Annotated in this window: 15 protein-coding genes; 9 read left to right on the top strand and 6 right to left on the bottom strand. The window is 71.7% G+C overall.

Annotated elements, in window-relative coordinates; all coding sequences use genetic code 11:
* Nucleotides 1-22 precede the first annotated feature (22 nt).
* Complete coding sequence (locus CTZ28_RS24825) at nucleotides 23-418, bottom strand: nitroreductase family deazaflavin-dependent oxidoreductase (RefSeq protein WP_121892038.1); 396 nt, start codon at nucleotides 416-418, stop codon at nucleotides 23-25.
* Between the two features lie 65 nt (nucleotides 419-483).
* On the opposite strand from CTZ28_RS24825, the gene CTZ28_RS24820 reads away from it, so the two are divergent.
* From CTZ28_RS24820 to CTZ28_RS24805, 4 genes are all read left to right on the top strand, one after another.
* Entirely contained in the window at nucleotides 484-1,002 is a 519-nt protein-coding gene (locus tag CTZ28_RS24820; protein WP_121891905.1) for a GNAT family N-acetyltransferase, read from the top strand.
* 72 nt (nucleotides 1,003-1,074) lie between these two features.
* A complete protein-coding gene (locus CTZ28_RS24815) occupies nucleotides 1,075-1,917 on the top strand; it encodes an LLM class F420-dependent oxidoreductase (RefSeq protein ID WP_121891904.1) in 843 nt (280 codons plus the stop codon).
* A gap of 452 nt (nucleotides 1,918-2,369) precedes the next feature.
* Nucleotides 2,370-4,955: a bifunctional FO biosynthesis protein CofGH gene (locus CTZ28_RS24810; protein WP_121891903.1), complete on the top strand. Its 2,586-nt coding sequence runs from the start codon at nucleotides 2,370-2,372 to the stop codon at nucleotides 4,953-4,955.
* 91 nt (nucleotides 4,956-5,046) lie between these two features.
* Nucleotides 5,047-5,604, top strand: a complete 558-nt coding sequence (locus CTZ28_RS24805; RefSeq protein ID WP_121891902.1) for a hypothetical protein — start codon at nucleotides 5,047-5,049, stop codon at nucleotides 5,602-5,604.
* Here CTZ28_RS24805 and CTZ28_RS24800 read toward each other — a convergent pair.
* The gene (locus tag CTZ28_RS24800) at nucleotides 5,597-6,136 is read right to left on the bottom strand and encodes a DUF2165 domain-containing protein (RefSeq protein ID WP_121891901.1); all 540 of its coding nucleotides are present in this window, start codon (nucleotides 6,134-6,136) and stop codon (nucleotides 5,597-5,599) included. The two genes, CTZ28_RS24805 and CTZ28_RS24800, sit on opposite strands and share 8 nt — an antisense overlap.
* A 1,492-nt stretch (nucleotides 6,137-7,628) precedes the next feature.
* On the opposite strand from CTZ28_RS24800, the gene CTZ28_RS24795 reads away from it, so the two are divergent.
* Together CTZ28_RS24795 and CTZ28_RS24790 are read left to right on the top strand one after the other, a co-directional pair.
* On the top strand, nucleotides 7,629-8,711 hold the full coding sequence (locus CTZ28_RS24795; RefSeq protein ID WP_121891900.1) for a glycerophosphodiester phosphodiesterase family protein: 1,083 nt from the start codon (nucleotides 7,629-7,631) through the stop codon (nucleotides 8,709-8,711).
* Nucleotides 8,712-8,923: 212 nt separating this feature from the next.
* A complete protein-coding gene (locus tag CTZ28_RS24790) occupies nucleotides 8,924-10,039 on the top strand; it encodes an ADP-ribosylglycohydrolase family protein (protein WP_121891899.1) in 1,116 nt (371 codons plus the stop codon).
* 3 nt (nucleotides 10,040-10,042) lie between these two features.
* Here the strand turns inward: CTZ28_RS24790 and CTZ28_RS24785 are convergent, their stop codons facing one another.
* The gene (locus CTZ28_RS24785) at nucleotides 10,043-11,614 is read right to left on the bottom strand and encodes a sodium:solute symporter family protein (protein WP_121891898.1); all 1,572 of its coding nucleotides are present in this window, start codon (nucleotides 11,612-11,614) and stop codon (nucleotides 10,043-10,045) included.
* A gap of 195 nt (nucleotides 11,615-11,809) precedes the next feature.
* Nucleotides 11,810-12,595 carry an SDR family oxidoreductase gene (locus tag CTZ28_RS24780; protein WP_121891897.1) on the bottom strand — a complete coding sequence of 262 codons (786 nt, stop codon included), beginning with the start codon at nucleotides 12,593-12,595 and terminating at the stop codon, nucleotides 11,810-11,812.
* A 131-nt stretch (nucleotides 12,596-12,726) separates the two neighbouring features.
* On the opposite strand from CTZ28_RS24780, the gene CTZ28_RS24775 reads away from it, so the two are divergent.
* A complete protein-coding gene (locus tag CTZ28_RS24775) occupies nucleotides 12,727-13,587 on the top strand; it encodes a hypothetical protein (protein ID WP_121891896.1) in 861 nt (286 codons plus the stop codon).
* A 10-nt stretch (nucleotides 13,588-13,597) separates the two neighbouring features.
* Here the strand turns inward: CTZ28_RS24775 and CTZ28_RS24770 are convergent, their stop codons facing one another.
* Both CTZ28_RS24770 and CTZ28_RS24765 read right to left on the bottom strand, forming a co-directional pair.
* Nucleotides 13,598-15,463, bottom strand: a complete 1,866-nt coding sequence (locus tag CTZ28_RS24770) for an MFS transporter (RefSeq protein ID WP_121891895.1) — start codon at nucleotides 15,461-15,463, stop codon at nucleotides 13,598-13,600.
* Between the two features lie 197 nt (nucleotides 15,464-15,660).
* Complete coding sequence (locus tag CTZ28_RS24765) at nucleotides 15,661-18,339, bottom strand: serine hydrolase (protein WP_121891894.1); 2,679 nt, start codon at nucleotides 18,337-18,339, stop codon at nucleotides 15,661-15,663.
* Between the two features lie 235 nt (nucleotides 18,340-18,574).
* Between CTZ28_RS24765 and CTZ28_RS24760 the strand changes: the two genes are divergently transcribed.
* Nucleotides 18,575-19,330, top strand: a complete 756-nt coding sequence (locus CTZ28_RS24760) for a GOLPH3/VPS74 family protein (protein WP_121891893.1) — start codon at nucleotides 18,575-18,577, stop codon at nucleotides 19,328-19,330.
* Between the two features lie 274 nt (nucleotides 19,331-19,604).
* Entirely contained in the window at nucleotides 19,605-20,462 is an 858-nt protein-coding gene (locus tag CTZ28_RS24755; protein WP_121891892.1) for a helix-turn-helix domain-containing protein, read from the top strand.
* Nucleotides 20,463-20,597: the final 135 nt, after the last annotated feature.

Genomic DNA, 20,597 nt, shown 5'->3' with positions numbered 1-20,597 from the left:
CCGGACCCCGCGCACCGCCCGCTCAGCCCGTCAGATCCACCCGCACCGTCAGCAGGTCAGTGCCGAGGGCCCGCACCGCGGCGCTGTTCAGCCGGGGCAGGCTGCGCAGCCGGGCCACCGCGTCGTCGTCCGGGAGGAGATGCGCGGTGCCGGAGTGCCAGCGGCCCCTGATCCGGACCCGGACCCGGGGATCGGCCTGGATGTTCCGTACGTACTGGGACTTCGGGCCGAACTCCGAGACCAGCCAGAAGGAGTCGCCGACACGTCGCCCGCCCACCGGGGTGCGCCGGGGCAGACCGGAGGTGCGGCCCGTCGTCTCCAGCACGGTCTGCGACGGAAGCCGCCGCGAGAGCGGATTGGCCAGATGACGCTGAATCCGGGTCACGATGCGCTGCTTCAGCTCGGGGCGGCGGGACATCGGGGTCTCCTGGGGCGGCGAGAACGGTTCCTCCTGGGACGGTACGCCCATGGGAGGGTACGTCCATGAGCGTCGAGGCCGAGAGCATCCGTACCGGCCGGCTGGAACTGCGTCCGCTGCGCGTCGAGGACGCCGAGGAGATGGCCGCCGTGCTGTCCGACCCTGCCCTGCACACCTTCATCGGCGGCACCCCGGCCACCCCGCAGGCCCTGCGCTCGCGCTACCGGCGGCTGACGGCGGGCTCCCCCGACCCCGCCGTCACCTGGCTGAACTGGGTGGTGCTGCTGCGCGCCGAGGACCGGCTCACGGGCACCGTCCAGGCGACGATCACCGCCGCCGGCGGGGGACCGGTCGCCGAGGTCGCCTGGGTGGTGGGCACACCCTGGCAGGGGCGGGGCATCGCCGCCGAGGCGGCCCGGGGACTCGTCGGCCGGCTCGGCCTGCTGCCGGTGCGCAGGATCGTCGCGCATGTGCACCCCGAGCACCACGCGTCCGCCGCCGTCGCCGCCGCTGCCGGTCTTGAGCCGACCGGCGAGTGGCAGGACGGCGAACGGCGCTGGGCCCGTGACCTCAGCGGCGTGTAGGAGCGGCCCGCGCGGACGGAATGCCGACCAGTCGGTATGGACAGTTGGTGAGTGGGCGGGTACAGATGAGGGATGCGTATCGCCGTCACGATCTTCCTGACCGACGAGACCATCACACCCGTCCGGCTCGCCCGGGAGCTGGAGGAGCGCGGTTTCGCCGGGCTGTACCTGCCCGAGCACACCCATGTCCCGGTCGAGCGGACGACCCCGTACCCGCCGGGCGGCGAACTGCCGCGCGAGTACGGCCGCACCCTCGACCCCTTCGTCGCGCTCGGGCAGGCCGCCGCGGTGACCGAGCGGCTGGGTCTCGGCACCGGCATCACGCTCGTCGCCCAGCACGATCCGATCGCCCTCGCCAAGCAGATCGCGACCCTGGACCACCTCTCCGGCGGGCGCCTCACCCTGGGCGTCGGCTTCGGCTGGAACGTGGAGGAGGCCGCCGATCACGGCGTGCAGTGGCGTACCCGCCGGGAGCTGACGCGCGACCGGATGCGGCTCATGCAGGCCCTGTGGGCGGACGAACCCACCGCCTACGAAGGGGAGTTCGGCGGCGTCCGGGCCAGCCACGCGCACCCCAAGCCCGCGCAGAAGCCACGCGGCCCGGTGACCGGCCCGCGCACCCTGGTCGGCGGCGCCGCCGGACCCAAGCTGTTCGCGCACATCGCGGAGTACGCCGACGGCTGGCTCCCGATCGGCGGACACGGACTGGCCGAATCACTGCCGGTCCTGCGCTCGACATGGACAGCCAAGGGCCGCCCCCCGTCCGCCCTCCAGATAATCCCGTACGCAGTCCAACCCACCCCCGGCAAACTGGCCCATTACGCAGACCTGGGCATAGAAGAAACAGTGATCCAACTCCCCTCAACAACAGAGCGGGAGGTACTAAAAACCCTGGACAAGTACACCGCCCGATAGGGGCGCGGGGAACGGCGCGAACGCCCCCAACGCACCCGCACCCGCCAACGCACCGCACGCCCCTTTAGGGGCGCGGGGAACTGCGCGATCAGCCCCAACGCACCCGCACCCGCCAATGCACCCCACCCCCCGAGCTGTCAGGCGGTCTGATACATGCAGCCGAGTGAGCTGCAACCGCCCGATAGGGGCGCGGGGAACTGCGCGAACGCCCAACGCACCCGCACCCGCCAACACACCGCACCCCCCGAGCTGTCAGGCGGTCTGATAAGTGCAGCCGAGGGCAGACGCAACCGCCCGATAGGGGCGCGGGGAACGGCGCGAACGCCCAACGCACCCGCACCCGCCAACGCACCGCACCCCCCGAGCGTCAGGCACCCCAGCCACAACACCCCGCACATCGAGCCACCCCCAACCCCCGCTGAACCGGCGGAGCCCAACCGTATGCTCGAGGAATGACGACTTCCGCGACCCCCGGAACCGGCCCCACCGAGAACTCCATGCGTCGCGCCCTCAAACGAGCCCGGGACGGCGTCGCCCTCGACGTCACCGAGGCGGCGGTGCTGCTCCAGGCGCGCGGCGCGGCCCTGGACGACCTCGCCGCGTCCGCCGCCCGGGTGCGGGACGCGGGCCTCGCCGCGGCAGGCAGGCCCGGCGTCATCACGTACTCGAAGAGCGTCTTCATCCCCCTCACCCGGCTGTGCCGGGACAAGTGCCACTACTGCACCTTCGTCACCGTCCCCGGCAAGCTGCGCCGCGCCGGACAGGGGATGTTCATGTCCCCGGACGAGGTGCTGGACATCGCCCGCAAGGGCGCGGCACTCGGCTGCAAGGAAGCCCTGATCACCCTCGGCGACAAGCCCGAGGACCGCTGGCCCGAGGCGCGCGAATGGCTCGACGCGCACGGCTACGACGACACCATCGCCTACGTCCGGGCCGTCTCCATCCGCATCCTGGAGGAGACGGGCCTGCTCCCGCACCTCAACCCGGGCGTCATGACCTGGACGGACTTCCAGCGCCTCAAGCCGGTCGCCCCCTCCATGGGCATGATGCTGGAGACCACCGCGACCCGCCTGTGGTCCGAGCCGGGCGGCCCGCACCACGGCTCCCCGGACAAGGAACCCGCCGTACGGCTGCGTGTCCTGGAGGACGCGGGCCGCTCCTCCGTCCCCTTCACCTCCGGCCTGCTGATCGGCATCGGCGAGACCTACGAGGAGCGCGCCGACTCCCTGTTCGCGCTCCGCAGGATCTCGCGCGCCTACCACGGCATCCAGGAGCTGATCATCCAGAACTTCCGCGCCAAGCCGGACACGGCGATGCGCGGCATGCCGGACGCGGAACTGGACGAGCTGGTCGCCGCCGTGGCGGTCGCCCGGCACATCATGGGCCCGAGCGCCTGTCTCCAGGCCCCGCCGAACCTGGTCGAAGCCGAGTACGAGCGGCTGATCGGCGCCGGCATCGACGACTGGGGCGGGGTCTCCCCGCTCACCATCGACCACGTCAACCCCGAACGCCCCTGGCCGCGGATCGAGGAGCTGGCCGAGAAGTCCGCGGCGGCCGGCTTCGAACTGCGTGAACGCCTGTGCGTCTACCCGGAGTTCGTCCGGCGCGGCGAGCCCTGGCTGGACCCGCGGCTGCGCCCGCACGTGGCCGCGCTCGCCGACCCGGAGACCGGCCTGGCACGCCCCGAGGCCTGCCCGGCGGGGCTGCCCTGGCAGGAGCCCGACGAGGCGTTCGTCGCCACCGGCCGTACCGATCTGCACCGCACCATCGACACCGAGGGCCGTACCGCCGACCGGCGCGACGACTTCGACGAGGTGTACGGCGACTGGGCCGCCCTGCGCGAGGCGGCGGCCCCCGGGATGGCGCCGGAGCGGATCGACACGGACGTACGCACGGCGCTGGCGACCGCGGCCGACGACCCGACCCGGCTGACCGACGCGGAGGCGCTGGCCCTGCTGCACGCCGACGGCCCGGCGCTGGACGCGCTCACCCGGATCGCCGACGACGTGCGCCGGGCGGCGGTCGGCGACGACGTCACCTATATCGTCACCCGCAACATCAACTTCACCAACGTCTGCTACACCGGCTGCCGTTTCTGCGCGTTCGCGCAGCGCCGCACGGACGCCGACGCCTACACCCTCTCCCTGGCACAGGTCGCGGACCGCGCCCAACAGGCGTGGGACGTCGGCGCGGTGGAGGTGTGCATGCAGGGCGGCATCCACCCGGATCTGCCCGGGACCGCGTACTTCGACATCGCGCGGGCGGTCAAGGAGCGCGTCCCGGGGATGCACGTGCACGCCTTCTCGCCGATGGAGGTGGTCAACGGCGCCACCCGCACCGGCCTGTCGATCCGCGACTGGCTGACGGCGGCGAAGGAGGCCGGGCTGGACTCCGTCCCGGGCACCGCGGCGGAGATCCTGGACGACGAGGTGCGCTGGGTGCTCACCAAGGGCAAGCTGCCCACGGCGACCTGGATCGAGGTGATCACGACCGCGCACGAGCTGGGCATCCGGTCGAGTTCGACGATGATGTACGGACATGTGGACCAGCCCCGCCACTGGCTCGGCCACCTGCGTACGCTGGCCCGCATCCAGCGGGAGACGGGCGGTTTCACGGAGTTCGTGACGCTGCCGTTCATCCACACCAACGCGCCGGTGTACCTGGCGGGCATCGCCCGGCCGGGCCCGACGCTGCGGGACAACCGGGCGGTGACCGCGATGGCCCGGCTGCTGCTGCACCCGTACATCCCGAACATCCAGACCAGCTGGGTGAAGCTGGGCACGCAGGGCGCGGCGGAGATGCTGCGCTCCGGCGCGAACGACCTGGGCGGGACGCTGATGGAGGAGACGATCTCCCGCATGGCGGGTTCCTCCTACGGCTCCTACAAGTCGGTGCGCGACCTGGTCGCGGTGGCGGAGGCGGCGGGCCGCCCGGCCCGGCCCCGTACGACGCTGTACGGGGAGGTGCCGGAGGAGCGGCAGCGGGCGGCGGCGGCCTCGGACGGGCATCTGCCGGAGCTGCTGCCGGTGCTGGACTGACGCCCCTCGGGAGACCGTCGGACGGGACGGCCACAGTACGATGATCCGACCCCCGTTCGTCGGGGACCCGTAGCGGAGGAGAGACGTACCCGTGCCAGCCCGACTGCCCTCGTGGGCCTGGGTCACCGGTCTGACGGTGGGGGCGACCGCGGCCGTGACCGCCCTCGCCGTCCAGGCCGATAAGGGGGCGCACCCCACGGCCGCGGCGGCCCGGCCCAGTGCCTCGGTGTCCGCGCGCCCGGCACCCGAGCCGACGCGGACGGCGGCGCCCGAGGTGCCGGACGCCTCCGGCACCGGCCGCCGTATCGTCTACTCGCTCGGCCAGAAGCGGGTGTGGCTGGTCGACGCGGCGGGGAAGGCGACCAGGACCTTCACCGTGTGGCCGGGGACGGTCACCCCCGACGCCGGCACCTACGCGGTCTCCGCTCGTGTGGCGGCCACGACCGGATCCGACGGAGTGCCGATCGAGCACATCCTGTACTTCGCCAACAAGTCGGGCCTGTCGATCGCGTTCTCCAACGCGGTCGACGGCTCGTCCCCGCCGCCGGCCGCCGGCAAGCAGACCAGCGGCATCCGGCTGCACAAGGAGGACGGCACGACCCTGTGGTCGTTCGGGACGGCGAACACCCGGGTGGCTGTCGTCAATTAGCCGGGCCGCTGTCCCGGAACGGCAGGTGGACGACGACCAGCACGACCCCGCTGAGCAGGAACGCCCGGGTCGCCGCCGTCAGCCCGTTCCACGTCTTCGACTGCCACATGGCGAACCACTCGCCGCCGATCGCGATGAACCCGGCGCCGAAGAGCAGCATCACCATCAGCAGCCCGTACGTGGACACCCGCCGGGCCCGCTCGTGGTCCCGGCGCAGCCACAGCCACGTCCCGGCGATGAGGACGAGGGCCGCGGCCCACTCCCACACGATGATCGCGACGTAGGCGGCGTCCTGGAGCGCGGTGCTCGTGACGGCCCGGCCCATCAGGTCCTCGTCCCGGAATGTTGTGTCCATGGCCAGAACATGCCGTACGAACTGCTGGTTCGTGCCGAAGTCCGTGACGTTCCCGAGGGCGACGAGCGTGATGTAGAGGGCGACGGTGGCGGTGAGCGCGCCCGCGGCCAGGGTGAGCCCCCGGGCCCCGGCGGCGGCACCGGTGTCGCCGGCGCGTGCGGTGGAGGTGGTGACCATGACCGGTTCCTTCCCTGCCGACTCCACCGCGTCCCGTACGCATTGAGCCAGAATGCGGAGCCGTCCCGGCGAGGCGAGGAGAAATACGGACGCTGCGGCCACGGACCCAACGCACGACTACGCGTCGACGTAAGCGAGTCGGCTCGCGTGCTGGAGTCCCGACCGGCGGTCCTCCGCACGTGGCCGACGGGCTGACGTCGGGGGCCCGGTCCGACTGGCCTTGGGGCCGCTGTGAGCGCGGCGGCGCGCTGGAGGGCATGGCTGGGCGCCGGCCCTGGACCCCGACTGAGCGTCGACGTACACGAGTTGGAGCGCGTCGCGGGCTGCCTTGGGCCGTGCGCTGCAACGCGGGCCGGCGGTCCTCCGTACGTGGCCGACGGGCTGACACCGGGGGCCCGGCCCGACTGGCCCTGGGGTCGCTGCGGGCGAGGTGGCGCGCTGGAGGGCATGGCTGGGCGCCGGCCCTGGACCCCGCCTATGCGTCGGTGTACCGGCGGTCCTTCGCGCGCGCCCCACGAACCGACGTCCGCCGCCCGGGACCTCGCTCCGTGGTCCGACTGGTCCTGGACCCTGACTGCGCGTCGGTGTACGCGAGTTGGGGGGCGCCTCGCCCTCCGCCCTCGGCCGTCACGACGAGTCCCTCGCGGACCTGGAGCGCGCGCTGCGACTCAGACCGGCCTACCCCCGGGCGCGGGCCCAGCGCACGGCCGCCCTCCGCAACCGGCCCACGAACCGACGTCCGCCGCCCGGGACTCGGCCATGACAGGCCCTGGACCCCGACTGCGCGGCGGCGTACGCGAGCCGGGCGCGTCGTCGGCCGCTCTGGGCCGCGTGCTGGACCTCAGACCGGCGGTCCTCCGTGCCTCGCCCACGAACCGACGTCCGCTGCCCGGGCCATCGCCCCGTGGTCCGACAGGCCCTGGACCCCGACTGCGCGTCGGCGTACGCGACCGGGCGCGTCGCCGGCCGCCCTGGGCTACGCGCTGGAACTCAGACCGGCGGTCCTCCGCACACACCCCACGAACCGACGTCGGCCCTGACAGGCCCCGGACCTCGACTACGCGTCGCCGTACGCGAGCCGGGGCGCGTCGCGGGCCATCCTGGGCCGCGTGCTGGAACTCAGACCGGCGGTCCTCCGTGCCCCGCCCACGAAGCGACGTCCGTCACCCGGGCCATCGCCCTGTGGTCCGACTGCGCGTCGCGGGCCGCCCTGGGCCGTCGGACCACGGGCTCGCGTCGGGTCACCGGGGCGAGGGGGTGTTTCGATTGTGTAGGGAGTCGCCGCGACCAGCCCGTCCGCACCGTCACGGTGACCGGGGGCCGGAGCGGCAGCGGGAAGGCAGGGATCGCTCGGCTCGGCCGGTCCGCGGCAGCGTGCCGTCGGGGCGTTCTCCAGGCGTTCATGAAGCCCTCATGCGCCGAGGCTTGGTGGCGGCTTTGGCCGCGACCTACCTTCACGGGGCACAGTCGGTCCGATATAAGCGAGGCTTAAATGCTCCTCCGGCATGCAATCACCGTCCTGGCGGTGGTGCCCGCGCTCGTCGCCCCGGCGACCGCCCAGGCTGCCCCCGCTCAGCAGGGTTCCCACCATGTTCCTCCCCAGAAGACCCACTTCGATCTGCAGGCCCACCGCGGTGGCATCGGCATGACCACCGAGGAGTCCCTGGAGGGCTTCGGCAAGGCCCTGCGCCTCGGGGTGAGCACCCTGGAACTGGACACGCACGTCACCAAGGACCAGAAGGTCGTGGTCAACCACGACCGGCAGATCAGCGCCCAGAAGTGCAAGGACACCGCACCGGTGACGCCGGGTGACCCGATGTACCCGTACGTCGGCAAGTACATCAAGGACCTGACCCTGGCCCAGCTCAAGACGATGGACTGCGGCTACCAGCAGCTCCCCGGCTTCCCCGAGCAGGAGCAGATCAAGGGCTTCCGCATGGTGGAGCTCAAGGACGTCCTCGACCTGGTGAAGAGCTACAAGGCCAAGTCGGTCAAGCTCAACATCGAGACGAAGGTGGAGGCCGGCGCGCCCGAGCAGACCGCCCCGCGTGAACTCTTCGTACGCCGCGTCTTCGAGGAGATCCACCGCTCGGGGATCGAGAAGCAGGTCACCATCCAGTCGTTCGACTGGGGCGCGCTGAAGGAGATGCACAAGCTCGCCCCGCACTACCCGCTGGTGGCGCTGACGAACTACGACTTCCTCCAGGTCGGCAAGCCCGGCGCCTCCCCGTGGCTCGGCGGCATCGACGCCGACGACTACGACGGCGACTTCGTCAGGGCGGCCGCCACCATCCCGGGCGTCAAGGCGCTCTCGCCGGTCTACGGCATGCCGCAGAACGGGACCGTCGCGGACCCGAATTTCAGGTTCTACGTCACCGAGAAGATGGTCGCGGACGCGCACAAGCGCGGCCTGAAGGTCATCCCGTGGACCTGTGACGACAACCCCACCATCGAGGCGCTCATGGACATGGGGATCGACGGCATCATCACCGACTACCCCAACCACGTCCGGGACATCATGGCCGACCGCGGCATGCGCCTGCCCAAGGCCTACCCCGCGCCCCACCAGCACTGACGGCGGCGTTCTGCGCGGCGGTGGTGTCGGCGGGACCTGCCGGCACCACCGCGCCGGCATGCGAGGGCATCGGCCGCTCCGCCCACCGATGACGGCCGCTCCCCGTCGTCTCTGTCACGACCCGCATACTGATCCGCCTCCTGAACGGACCGTTCCCGGTCGAATACAGTGCTGTGCTGTCGTGCGTACGGACGGTGCCGAAGGAGGTCTTGGTGGGTGCGACAGCCGGCGCGGTCTGGGGCCGTGCCGAACAGCAGGACTTCCGCAGCCGGGTGCGCGGCACGCTCCTCGGGGCGGCCGTCGGCGACGCGCTGGGCGGTCCGGCCGACGGCCTCACCCTGGAGGAGATCCGCTCCTCGTACGGAGCGGAGGGCCTCGTGGACCTGGCCGTCGGCTTCGGCAGACGCGGCGCGGTCACCCACCACACCCAGCTGACCCTGTTCACGGTGGACGGGCTGATCCGCGCCCAGGTCCGCCGCGACACCGGCGCCTGGCACCCGCCGACCGATCTGCACCGGGCGTATCTGCGCTGGGCGGCCACCCAGCGGGACTGGGGCCCGGACGAGCGCCGCGAGGACGACGGCTGGCTGGCCCGGGAGGAGTGGCTGTACGCCCGGCGGGACCCGTCGCGGGCGCTGCTGATCGGCTTCGGCGACACGCACATGGGCACGCTGGAGAAGCCCAAGAACCCGGGCGAGCTGGGCCCGGAGGCGGTGGCCCGGTCGGCGCCCTTCGGGCTGCTGGTCGGCTGGGAGCCGCAACTGGTGGTGCAGCTGGCCGTGGAGTGCGCGGCACAGACCCACGGGCACCCCACGGCGTACCTGTCGGCGGGCGCGTACGCGGTGATCGTGCACGCGCTGGCCCGCGGTGACAGCCTGGACGGAGCCGTGCAGCGGGCGCTCGCCCTGCTCGTCGCCCGCCCGGGCCATCAGCCGGTCTCGGACGCCCTCCAGCACGCGCTCGGCGCGGTGCGGCAGGGGATGCCGAGCCCGGCGCGGGTGGCGGAGCTGGCGGGCGACGGTACGGCGGACGGGCTGCTGGCCGCCGCCGTGTACTGCGCGCTGGTGGGGGAGGACGTGCGGCACGGGCTGTGTCTGGCCGTGAACCAGACGGGACCCTCCGGCGCGGCGGGCGCGCTCGCCGGCGGGCTGCTCGGCGCCCTGCACGGCGAAACGGCCCTCCCGCCGGCCTGGCTGGCCGAGCTGGAGGGCCGTCCCACGATCCTGGAACTGGCCGACGACTTCGCGATGGAGATGACCCAGGGGCCCGCGCTGCACGGGCCCGCAGGGTCCTCGCCGGGGTGGCTGGTCCGGTACCCGAGGGCCTGACCGTCACTCCTTCGCGGGTGCGCCCACCGCGTCGTCGCCCGGCCGCGCGGGCGCCGGCACGGCACGGGCGGCGCTGTCGTCGTCCGTGTTGATCCGCTCGATGATCGCGAGCCGCTCCGGGGTGTCCTCCGGCTTCAGGTAGCCGATGAGGATGTACAGCACCAGGGAGACGGCCAGGGGCACGGAGACCTGGTACTGGAGCGGGACGCCGCCGTCGACGCTCCAGTTGATCGGGTAGTTGACCAGCCAGAAGGCCAGCAGGCCCGTCGCCCAGCTGACCAGCGCGGCCGTCGGGCCGGACCGGCGGAACGGGCGCAGCAGACCCAGCATCATCGGGATGGCGATCGGCCCCATCAGACCGGCGACCCACTTGATGACGACGGTGATGATGTCCTTGAACGTCGGCGAGTTGACCTGTGTGGCCACCGCCATGGACAGACCGAGGAAGACGACGGTCGTGACGCGCGCCGCGATCAGCCCCGAGCGCTCGCCCCAGTCCCGCGCCCGGGCGGACAGCACCGGTGCCACGTCCCGGGTGAACACGGCGGCGATGGCGTTGGCGTCGGAGGAGCACATGGCCATGGTGTGGGAGAAGAAGCCGACGATGACCAGCCCCAGCATGCCGTGCGGCAGGAGCTGTTCGGTCATCAGGGCGTAGGAGTCGGAGCCGTCCGGCTTCTGCGCCTGGACCAGCAGCGGCGACATCCACATTGGGAAGAACAGGACGACCGGCCACACCAGCCAGAGCACCGCGGACAGCCGGGCCGAACGCGAGGCCTCGCGCGGGCCGGTGGTCGCCATGTAGCGCTGGGCCTGGTTCAGCATGCCGCCGTTGTACTCGAAGAGCTTGATGAACAGGAAGGCGAGCAGGAAGACCGTGCCGTACGGGCCGACCAGCGGTTTGCCGTGGCCCTGCAGCGCGGGCTCGTCCCAGGCGCCGAAGAAGCCGATGTTCCTGTCGCCGAGTTCGACCACGACCGCGACGAACATGGCGATGCCGGCCAGCAACTGGATGGCGAACTGGCCGAGTTCGGTCAGCGCGTCCGCCCACAGGCCGCCGATGGTGCAGTAGATCGCCGTGATCACACCGGTGATGAGGATGCCCTGGTTGAGCGAGACGCCGGTGAAGACGGAGAGCAGCGTGGCGATGGCGGCCCATTTGGCGCCCACGTCCACGATCTTCAGCAGTATGCCGGACCAGGCGAGCGCCTGCTGGGTGGGGAGGTTGTAGCGGTTCTTGAGGTACTCCAGCGGCGAGGCCACATGCAGTCGTGAGCGCAGCCGGTTGATCCGCGGCGCGAACAGCTTCGAGCCGATGGCGATGCCCAGCGCGATCGGGAAGGACCAGGTGACGAAGGAGGTGACGCCGTAGGTGTAGGCGATCCCGGCGTATCCGGTGAACATCACCGCGCTGTAGCCGGACATGTGGTGCGAGATGCCGGAGAGCCACCAGGGCATCTTGCCGCCGGCCGTGAAGAAGTCGCTCACGTTGTCCACGCGCTTGTGCGACCACACGCCGATCGCGACCATCACGCCGAAGTAGGCGATGAGCACGGCCCAGTCGAGACCGTTCATGTGCCCCCCTTCCAGGGTCCGCCTTGTGAACTCCACTCAGCTGGACGGCACTTCGCAGGAGCGGAGCGGGGACTGGGAAGGCCGCGAAGTGCCCGCTCATCGTGGGTGCCTTGAGGAGGGCACGACAAGTCGACAGAAGGTCAAGTACGGGTAAAAAGGTTCGCCTTGCTGACCTTGATTCACATCCTTGAATGCTCAGCGCATCAGCTCCCCGGCGTTGACCAGCAGGGACTGCCCCGTGATGGCCCGCGCCCGGTCCGAGGCCAGGAACACCGCCGCGTCCGCCACGTCCCCGTCCGTCGCCGGCTCCGGCAGCGCCATCCGGTCCGTCAGCCGGCCGAGCACCTCCGCCTCCGACACCTGCTCGGTCTGCGCGGTGAACCGCACGTACGCCTGCACCGGCGGCCCCCACATCCAGCCCGGCAGCACGGTGTTCACCCGGATCCGGTACGGCCCGAGCTCCCGCGCCAGTGAGTACATCGCGCTGGTCAGCGCGCCCTTCGAGGCGGCGTACGCGGCCTGCTGCACCTGCGAGGGCGCCGCCACCGCCGACTGTGTCCCGATGAACACCACTGAACCGCCGCCCGCCTTCAGCGCGGGCAGACAGGCCCGCGTCATCCGCAGCGTGCCCAGCAGGTTCACGTCGAGCACCGACTGCCAGGTCGCGAAGTCCGCGTCCGCCAGCCCGCCGAAGTAGGAGTCCAGGGCGGCGACATGCACCACGGCGTCGATCCGCCCGAACCGCTCCCGCGCCAGCTCCGCCAGCGCCCCGCACTGCCCCTCGTCGGTGATGTCGGTCGCCCGGTACGCGGTGTGCCCGCCCGCCGGATCGATCTCCGCCGCGCTCTTGGCGAGGTTCGCCTCGGTGCGCGCCCCGAGCACCGCGTTGCCCCCGTCCCGTACGACGGCCGCGGCGACCCGGTGGCCGAGCCCGGCCCCCACCCCCGACACGACGACGGTCTTGCCCGCGAGCAGTGACATGGCGGCCCTCCTGGCTGTCCCGACCCTGGCGCTTTTTCTGACGGAGCGTCAGAGTATGGCCGTCCACAGGAGTAAGGAAGAGCACGGAACCGCACGGCAGAGGACCGAAGAGGACGACGGAGGGGAACGGCATGAGCGAGGACACCCGCAGCGAGCTGTACGCCGAACTGGCCGCCGTGGGCCCCTACGGGGTCCGCCCCGGGCACGCCCTGATCACCCTGGTCGAGCCGCACCCCGGCCACGAGTACGCCTACAACCGCTGGTACGAGGACGACCACTACTACGCCGGGGCGATGGCCATGCCCTGGATGTACGCGGGCCGCCGCTGGGTGGCCACCCGGGATCTGCAACTCCTGCGCTACCCCGAGAAGTCGGCGGTGGCCCGGCCCGTCACCGCCGGCTGCTACCTCTCGACGTACTGGATCACCGCAGGCCGCTACGGCGACCACATGCGCTGGACCGTCGCCATCAACCGGCGCCTGAACCGCGACGCCCGCGTCTACCAGGACCGCACCCATGTCTTCACGGCCTTCCAGGACCACGAGGCGACCGTCTACCGGGACGGTGCCGCGGGCCCCCGCGACCACCACGCCCTCGACCACCCCTACGCCGGCCTGGTGCTGGAGGTTGTCGACACCGAGCCCGCCGCGAACCGTGCCGACCTGCTCGAATGGCTGCGCACCCGCCATCTGCCCAGGCGTCTCGCGGGCTCCCCGGCCGCCCTGGTGACCGTGTTCCGGCCGACGCCCCTGCCCGGCGACCGGATGACCTACGTCGAACAGGTCGAGGGCACCGACACCCGCCTCACCCTGCTCTGGTTCCTGGAGAGCGACCCGCGCGCGTGCTGGGAGCGGCACTTCACCGGACTCGACGAGCAGGTACGGGAGTCGGGCCTCGGCCGGGTGGAGCTGGTGGCGCCGTTCATCCCGACGATTCCGGGCACGGACCGCCATGTGGCCGAGCTGCGCACCACCGGCCCGTCCGGCAACTGAACGGCGCCGCTCACTGCTTCAGCTCGTCCGGGCACGGCGTGCCGCGCGGCAGCTGGTACGGCGCCGCCAGGCGGTACGTCCCGGCCCGCGGAGCGAGCAGCATCGTCCACTTGTCGCCCTTGGCGTCCTCCGCCGTCTCCATCAGACAGCCGTTGACGTTGTCGTACGTCTTCGGCATCCCGTCGGCGCGATGCTTGGACGCCTGCGTCTCCTGCGGCGGCTTCAGGCTCTTGCCGTCGCCGTCCACGACGCTCAGCCACGGCGAGTACGGGATGCGGATCAGGACCCGGCCGGCCTTGCGCACCTCGATGGTCATCTCGCCCTGCTCCGCCCGGTCGACGACCGCGTTGGGCTCGGCGAGCGGCGCCGGGTCGGTCACCCGGAACAACTGCCAGTTGGCGTCGCCCCAGACCTGCTTCAGATACGGCAGCCCGCGCTGCACCAGCTCCCGCTCCCGCTCACCGCCGTCACCGTCCGGCTCGCCCTTGGGCAGCACCACGAAGTGGACGGCCCAGCGCTGCAGCCACTCGTGGTAGTTCGCCGAGTTGAGCGTGTCGTCGTAGAAGAGGGGGTTGCGCTCCATGTCGGCCTGCCGGTTCCAGCCGCGGGCCAGATTGACGTACGGGGCCAGCGCGGACGCCTCCCGGTGGGAGCGGGCCGGGACCACCTCGACCCGCCCCTTCTCGGCGCCGACCTGCTGCAACTCGTTGACCAGCGGCGCCAGCTCACGCGCCCAGGAGGCCACCGGGGTGGTGCGCACGAGGTCGTCGACCGACTTGAAACCGATCCAGCCGGCGAACCCCAGGAACGACAGCACGATCGCGTACCACTTGCGCGACCGCGGCACCGCGAAGGGCAGCGCCGCGACCAGCGCCACCCCCGCGAACAGCATCGACAGCCGCGATATGTTCGACCCGATCTGCGAACTGACCAGCCACACCAGCAGCACCGCGAGGCTGTACACCGCGGCCGTCAGCCGGACCGTCGTCCACTCCTTCGGCACCAGGAACAGACAGAGCAGGCCGTACACCAGCGGCAGCAGCATCGAGCCGAAGCCCATCGGCTGGGTGCCCGAGAACGGGAACAGCCAGGCCGAGACGGCGACGACCGCGGCCGGCGCGAGCCCCAGAGCCCAGGCGCCCGGGCGGCGCTTCTGCAGGAACAGCGCCACCGCGACCAGCCCCACGAACAGGCCCGCGACCGGCGACGCCATGGTGGCCAGCGCGGCGAGCGGCGCCGCGATCAGGGCCTTCGCCCACCGCTTGTGACGCCAGCGGTAGGGCCAGCAGAAGACGGCCGCGACCGCGCCCAGCGCGAACACCGTGCCCAGACCGAAGGTCACCCGGCCCGACAGCGCGTTGCACAGCAGCGCGAAGACCCCGGCCAGCGCCGCCCACAGCGGATTGCGCACCGACCGGCTGCGGATGAGGACCATGGTCAGCAGGCCCGCCGACACCGTCCCGGCGACCATCATCGTGGTACGGACACCGAGGACCGACATCAGATACGGCGACACCACGCTGTACGACACCGGGTGCATGCCGCCGTACCAGGCGAGGTTGTACGCCGAGTCGGGGTGCCGGCCGACGAACTCGGCCCACGCGTCCTGGGCCGCGAGGTCGCCGCCGCTGTTGGCGAACGTGAAGAACCAGATGATGTGCAGCACACCGGCGAGCACCGTGACGGAGAGGGCCGGGTGCCGCAACAGCCGCTGTCTCAGGGGTTCGGCGAAGGCGAGCGGTCCGGTCGGGCGGGGCGCGTCGCCGTCCGCGTGGTCGGGGTGACCGTCACCGTCAGTCGCGGGCAGGCGTATTCGCGGGCCGGATCCCGGGCCCGGTTCGGCGTCGTCGGCGCGTGTCGGCTCCGCAGTGGCCACCTGAAGGCACTCCCCGTGTCCCGTCTTCTGTTCTCGGCCGGGTTCCCCGGTGTTTCCGGCCGCTTACCGGCCAGTTCGCGGCCCTGTCCCTTGACCGACGACCTGCCCCGATTCGTGACGCTAGCACGCACCCCGCCGCGGGGCTCCCGGGTGGGGGCCCCGTCGACGGGGTGCGGGGTCGGACGGTGTGCGGCGGGTCAGCCGAGACGGGTCAGCTTGTCCGTGAAGCCGGGTTCCGTGAGCTCCTTCTGCAACGCGACCGGCACCTTGACCGCGCCGCTCGAACCGTCGCCCACGGTGAGCGTGCCGACCTTCGTGCCGGCCTTCGCGGTGTGCGGTACGTCGTCGGCGGCGAAGGACAACTCGACCTTCAGGCCCGCCCAGCCGACCGCGGTGACGTCCTTGGTGATCACGACCGGCGTACGGCCGCCGAGCCCGTCGTCGACGTACCCGACGACATCGCCCTTCTTCAGGATCTTCGCCGGCTTCAGCGCGCCCTGCGCGGCCCGGATCAGCTTGTCGCCCGCGTCCAGGGCGCCGCTGAGGATCGTGTTGTCCGAGCCGCCAGGACCCTGGCCGAGCACGGCGCCGACTATGGTCCGTGTCTCCCCGTCGACCTCCCGGGTCGCCGCGAAGACCAGGTTGCCGCCGGCCGCGGTGGTGGTGCCGGTCTTGATGCCGATCACGTCGTTGTAGCCGACCAGACGGTTCCAGTTGCTGTGCTTGGCGCCCTTGTAGTCGGTGTACTCCATCATCCGCGCGACCTCACGGAAGGAGGCGTCCTGCATCGCGGCCTTCGCCAGCTTCACCTGGTCCGCGGCCGTGCTGACCGTCGTCTTCTCCAGACCCGACGGGTCCGTGTACGTCGTGTGGGTCATCCCCAGGCTCTTGGCGGCGGCGTTCATCTTCGCCACGAACGCCTTCTCCGAACCGGCGTCCCACCGGGCGAGCAGCCGCGCCACGTTGTTCGCGGACGCGATCAGCACGCCTTCGAGGGCCTCCCGTTGGGTGATGGTGTCGTTCGCCTGCACCTCCACGGTGGACTCGCCGTCCGCGGTCGCCTGGTCCTGGGCGGTCTGGTCCACGGGGATCTTCGGGCCTTCGCCGCCCTTGAGCGGGTGGTCGCGCAGGATCAGGTACGCGGTCATGACCTTGGCGACGCTCGCGATCGGCACGGGCTTCTGCGCGCCGGACGAGCCGAACGAGCCGATGCCCTGCACGTCGAGCGCGCCCTGGCCGCCGGACGGCCACGGGATCGACGCCTCGCCGCCGTCGAAGGTGTAGCTCTCGTCGGCGGTGAGGTCGAGGGCCGGGTCGGGCAGTGGGCGCAGCGCCTGCACGATCGCAAAGACGATCGCCAGCAGGACGACCAGCGGGGTCCAGATCTTGATCCGGCGCACGAGCGTGCGGACCGGGGTCTGCGGGGGCGGCGGCGTGTTCGTCAGCTCGGCCAGCAGGTCCAGCGGGGGCTTGGGCGGGAGCGGCTGCTGGGTGGTGCGCTCGGGGCCGAGCCGGGGGACGGCGGCGGTGGCGTCGGCGGGGGCCGGTCCGGGCCTGCGGGTGGCCGGGTCGTCGAGCGCCTTGAGCGCGACGAACTTGCTGGTCCGCTCGGCGTCGGCCGCGGGGGCGGGCGGCTTCTTGGCGCCGCCCACCTTGAGCGTGGTTGTCGGCTGATCGACCTGAGGCCCCTTCGGCGCCCGTACGGCCTTGAAAACAGCGGTGGGCTGATCGACACCCGCGGCGCCCTCGGCACCCGCCTTGGCACCGGAACCCGAAGGAGACCCGGCACTGTCCGCTTCGGCCTCAACACCCGCCGTGACCCCGGCCGCCGCCGCACCACCGGCGCCTGCGGCGGCCGCGGCGCGGGCCTCGGTGTCCGTGCCTGTCCTGGTGCCGGAGGCCGGGGCGGCGTCCGCCTTGGTCCCGGCGCTCGCCTTCGCGTCAGCGTCCGTCTCGCGGCCGGCCTCCGCCTTGGAGCCCGCGTCCGTCTTGGAGTCCGTTTCCCGGGGCCCCGTTCCGGATGCGGAGGGTGCCTTCGAGGTGGCGGTGGGGTTCGGTTCGGGGGCGGAGCCCTCCGGTTCGGGCTCAGAGGCCCCGGGAAGCGCCTTGGAGGCGGCTTCAGCGGGCTCGGCGTCGTCGGAGCCGTCGGGGTCGCCCGAGCGCACCCAAGCCGCCACAGCAGCCGCCAGACGCGTTCCCGTACCGTCGGTCCCCGGCCCGGTGCCGCCCTCCGCCGTGATCTCGGCCCCCGCGGCGCTCCCGTCCTCCGCCTCGGCTTCGGCCTTCGGCGCGTTCCCGGCTCCCGCCTTGCCCTCGGCCTCCGGCGTGTTCTTGGCTCCGGTCGGGTTCTTGATCCCGTCCGTGGTCCCGACCGCCACCTGGCTCCCGGCTCCCGCCTCGCCCTTGGCCTTCGGTGCGTTCCCGGCCCCCGTCGGGTTCTTGGCCCCGGCAGGGTTCTCGGCCCCGTCCGCGTTCCTGGCTGCCGCCCGGCTCTCGGCTCCCGCCTTGCCCTCGGCCGCCGGCGCATTCCTGGCCCCGGCCGGGTTCGTGGCCCTCTCCGCGGCCCTGGCCGCCGCCCGGCTCGTGGCCCCCGCCTCGCCCTTGGGCTCCGGCGTGTTCCTGGCCCCGGTCGGGTTCTCGGCCCCCTCCGGGACCCCGGCCGCCGCCGTCTCGTCGGCGTCGACCGACGCCTCCCGTGTCGAGAGCACCTTGGTCGCCGTGTCCACGCCCCCGCGGGACGCGGACTCGCGGGCCACCGCGAGCCGTGGGTCCCGCGTGTCAGGAACCGCACCCGCGCTCCCCGACGTCGGTTCTTCCGACGACTCGCGCTGCTTCGACCTGTCGGGGGACTCGCCCGCCACCGATGCCTCCTCCATGTGCCGCACGTCCTGGGTGCGTCTGCCGAACCGACCACTACCGGGCCGCTAACCCCGCCCGGACCGCGCCTCCCACCGCTGTCCGAACCATGTACCAGTGTCCTGTGCGTGGACCAAACCCCTGGGGTAGACGAGAACGACATACCTACCGGTTCCCTTACGAACCGGTCACGCACTCTCGACAGACCAATGTGAGAGGGGTCACCCTGTCATTCATCCACGCGGGGAGGCATGGATGGGCAGGAGCCGCAGAACAATTCCGGAGGAGCTTCTGTTGCTGGCACTGGACCCGACCACGGGTACCACTGCACAGCCGCAGTCGCTCGACCTCGGTCTGGCCGGAGCACAGCTAGTGGAGCTGGCGCTGGCCGGACGGATAGCCCCAGACGGGGATCGTATCGCCGTGGTGGTGCCACGGCCGACAGGAGATCCGACTCTGGACAGTGCGTTGGAGCTGCTGCGCAGGCGCGGCGCTCCGGTACGTGCCGTCCACTGGATCGGCGGGCCGCGTCTCGGGCTCCGCCAGACCTACCTCTCGCATCTGGAGCGGTGCGGCATGGTGCACGCCGTGCCGGGCCAGATGTGCGGGGTGCTGCCGACCACTCGCTACCAGGCGACGGACACCGCCATCAGCCGGGAGATCCGTGCCCGGCTGGACTCCGCGATCCGCACCGGCGTGCCGCCGGACCCGCGGACCGCGGCGCTCGCCGCCCTGGCGCACGCGGTCGGCCTCGGCAAGCACCTGTATCCGGGCAACGAGGGACGCTCGTCCCGCTCCCGGCTACGGGATCTGATCAGGCACGACCCGATGGGCGGCCTCGTGGCGCACGCCGTGATGGACGTCCAGAACGGTGCGGTGGCCCCACCGCGTCGCGGCCCCGCCGCGGCCGGCCGGCCGGCCGCGCCCGGTGCCCGGCCCGCGGCGGAACCCGCGCGCGCGGTTCCGATGCAGCCGCACCGCGGTTCGATGGCGCGCGCCGTGGTCCACTGAGCCGCAGTTCCACGGCACCGCGCGCCACCCGGCCGCACGGAGCACCACCGCATGCCGCACCGTCAGTCCCCAGACCCGGTTCGGGAGCCGCTGGTCCGAGCGGGACGGTGAGACCCCGGTCTCGCCGTCCCGCTCGACCGTCTGTGCCCGAACTGACGCGTACGCGCCGCATATCCACCGTTTCCCAGCGGTAGTAAGCACCTTGGTGGCAGTCTGCTCAACAGCAGATACGCAAAGTGCCAGGTAGAGGCAGTCAGCCGGAGGTGCACGTTCCGTGGCGTCCCATGTCAATCCCACCGTCAGACGACGCCGGCTGGGCCAGGAGTTGCGCAGGCTCCGTGAGCTCAAGGGCATGACGGCGGAGGAGGTGGCGGAGCGACTGCTGGTGTCGCAGTCGAAGATCAGCCGGCTGGAGAACGGCCGGCGCAGCATCAGTCAACGCGACGTCCGTGACCTGTGCGGGGTGTACGAGGTCGAGGACCAGCGGATAGTCGACTCCTTGATGGAGATGGCCCGGGACTCGCGGCAGCAGGGCTGGTGGCATGCGTTCGGGGACATCCCGTACAGCGTCTACATCGGCCTTGAGACCGACGCCGAGTCGCTGCGCGTGTACGAACCCCAGCTCGTCACGGGGTTGTTGCAGACCCGCGCGTACGCGGAGGCCCTGGTGCACGGGGCGTTGCCCGAGACATCGACCGAGGACATCGACAAGCGGGTCCAGGTGCGGATGCGGCGACAGGAACGTATCAGCGCCGAACACAACCCGCTCCGGCTGTGGGTGGTGCTGGACGAGGCCGCGCTGCGCCGGCTCGTCGGCAGCGAACTCGTGATGCGCGAGCAACTGGAGCATCTGATCGAGATGTCCCATCTGCCCCATGTCACCGTGCAGGTGCTGCCGTTCGAGGCCGGTGCGCATCCCGGGCTCAACGGGCAGTACGCGATCCTGGAGTTCGCGGACGCGGCCGACTCCAGCGTGGTGTACCTGGAGGGTGTCACCAGCGACCTGTACCTGGAGAAGGCGCACGATGTGCAGAAGTACGCGGTGATGTACGAACATCTGCGGGCACAGTCCCTGAGCGTGGAGCAATCCCGGCAGTTCATCTCGGATGTGGCGAAGAGTTACGCCCGTTGAGCCTTCCGTCGAGCGTGGCGCCGCATCGTACAGGTGCCCCTCGCTCCGGCGGAAGGCTCCCCTGGAATATGCCATCCAGTTGAGTGAAGGACTCCTCCGCAAGGGGAGGTTGGCGAGTAGCGTCGATCACGCCAA

The organism is Streptomyces shenzhenensis (assembly GCF_003688995.1).
Lineage (GTDB): Bacteria > Actinomycetota > Actinomycetes > Streptomycetales > Streptomycetaceae > Streptomyces > Streptomyces shenzhenensis_A.
This window is presented reverse-complemented; position numbering and strand designations above follow the sequence as displayed.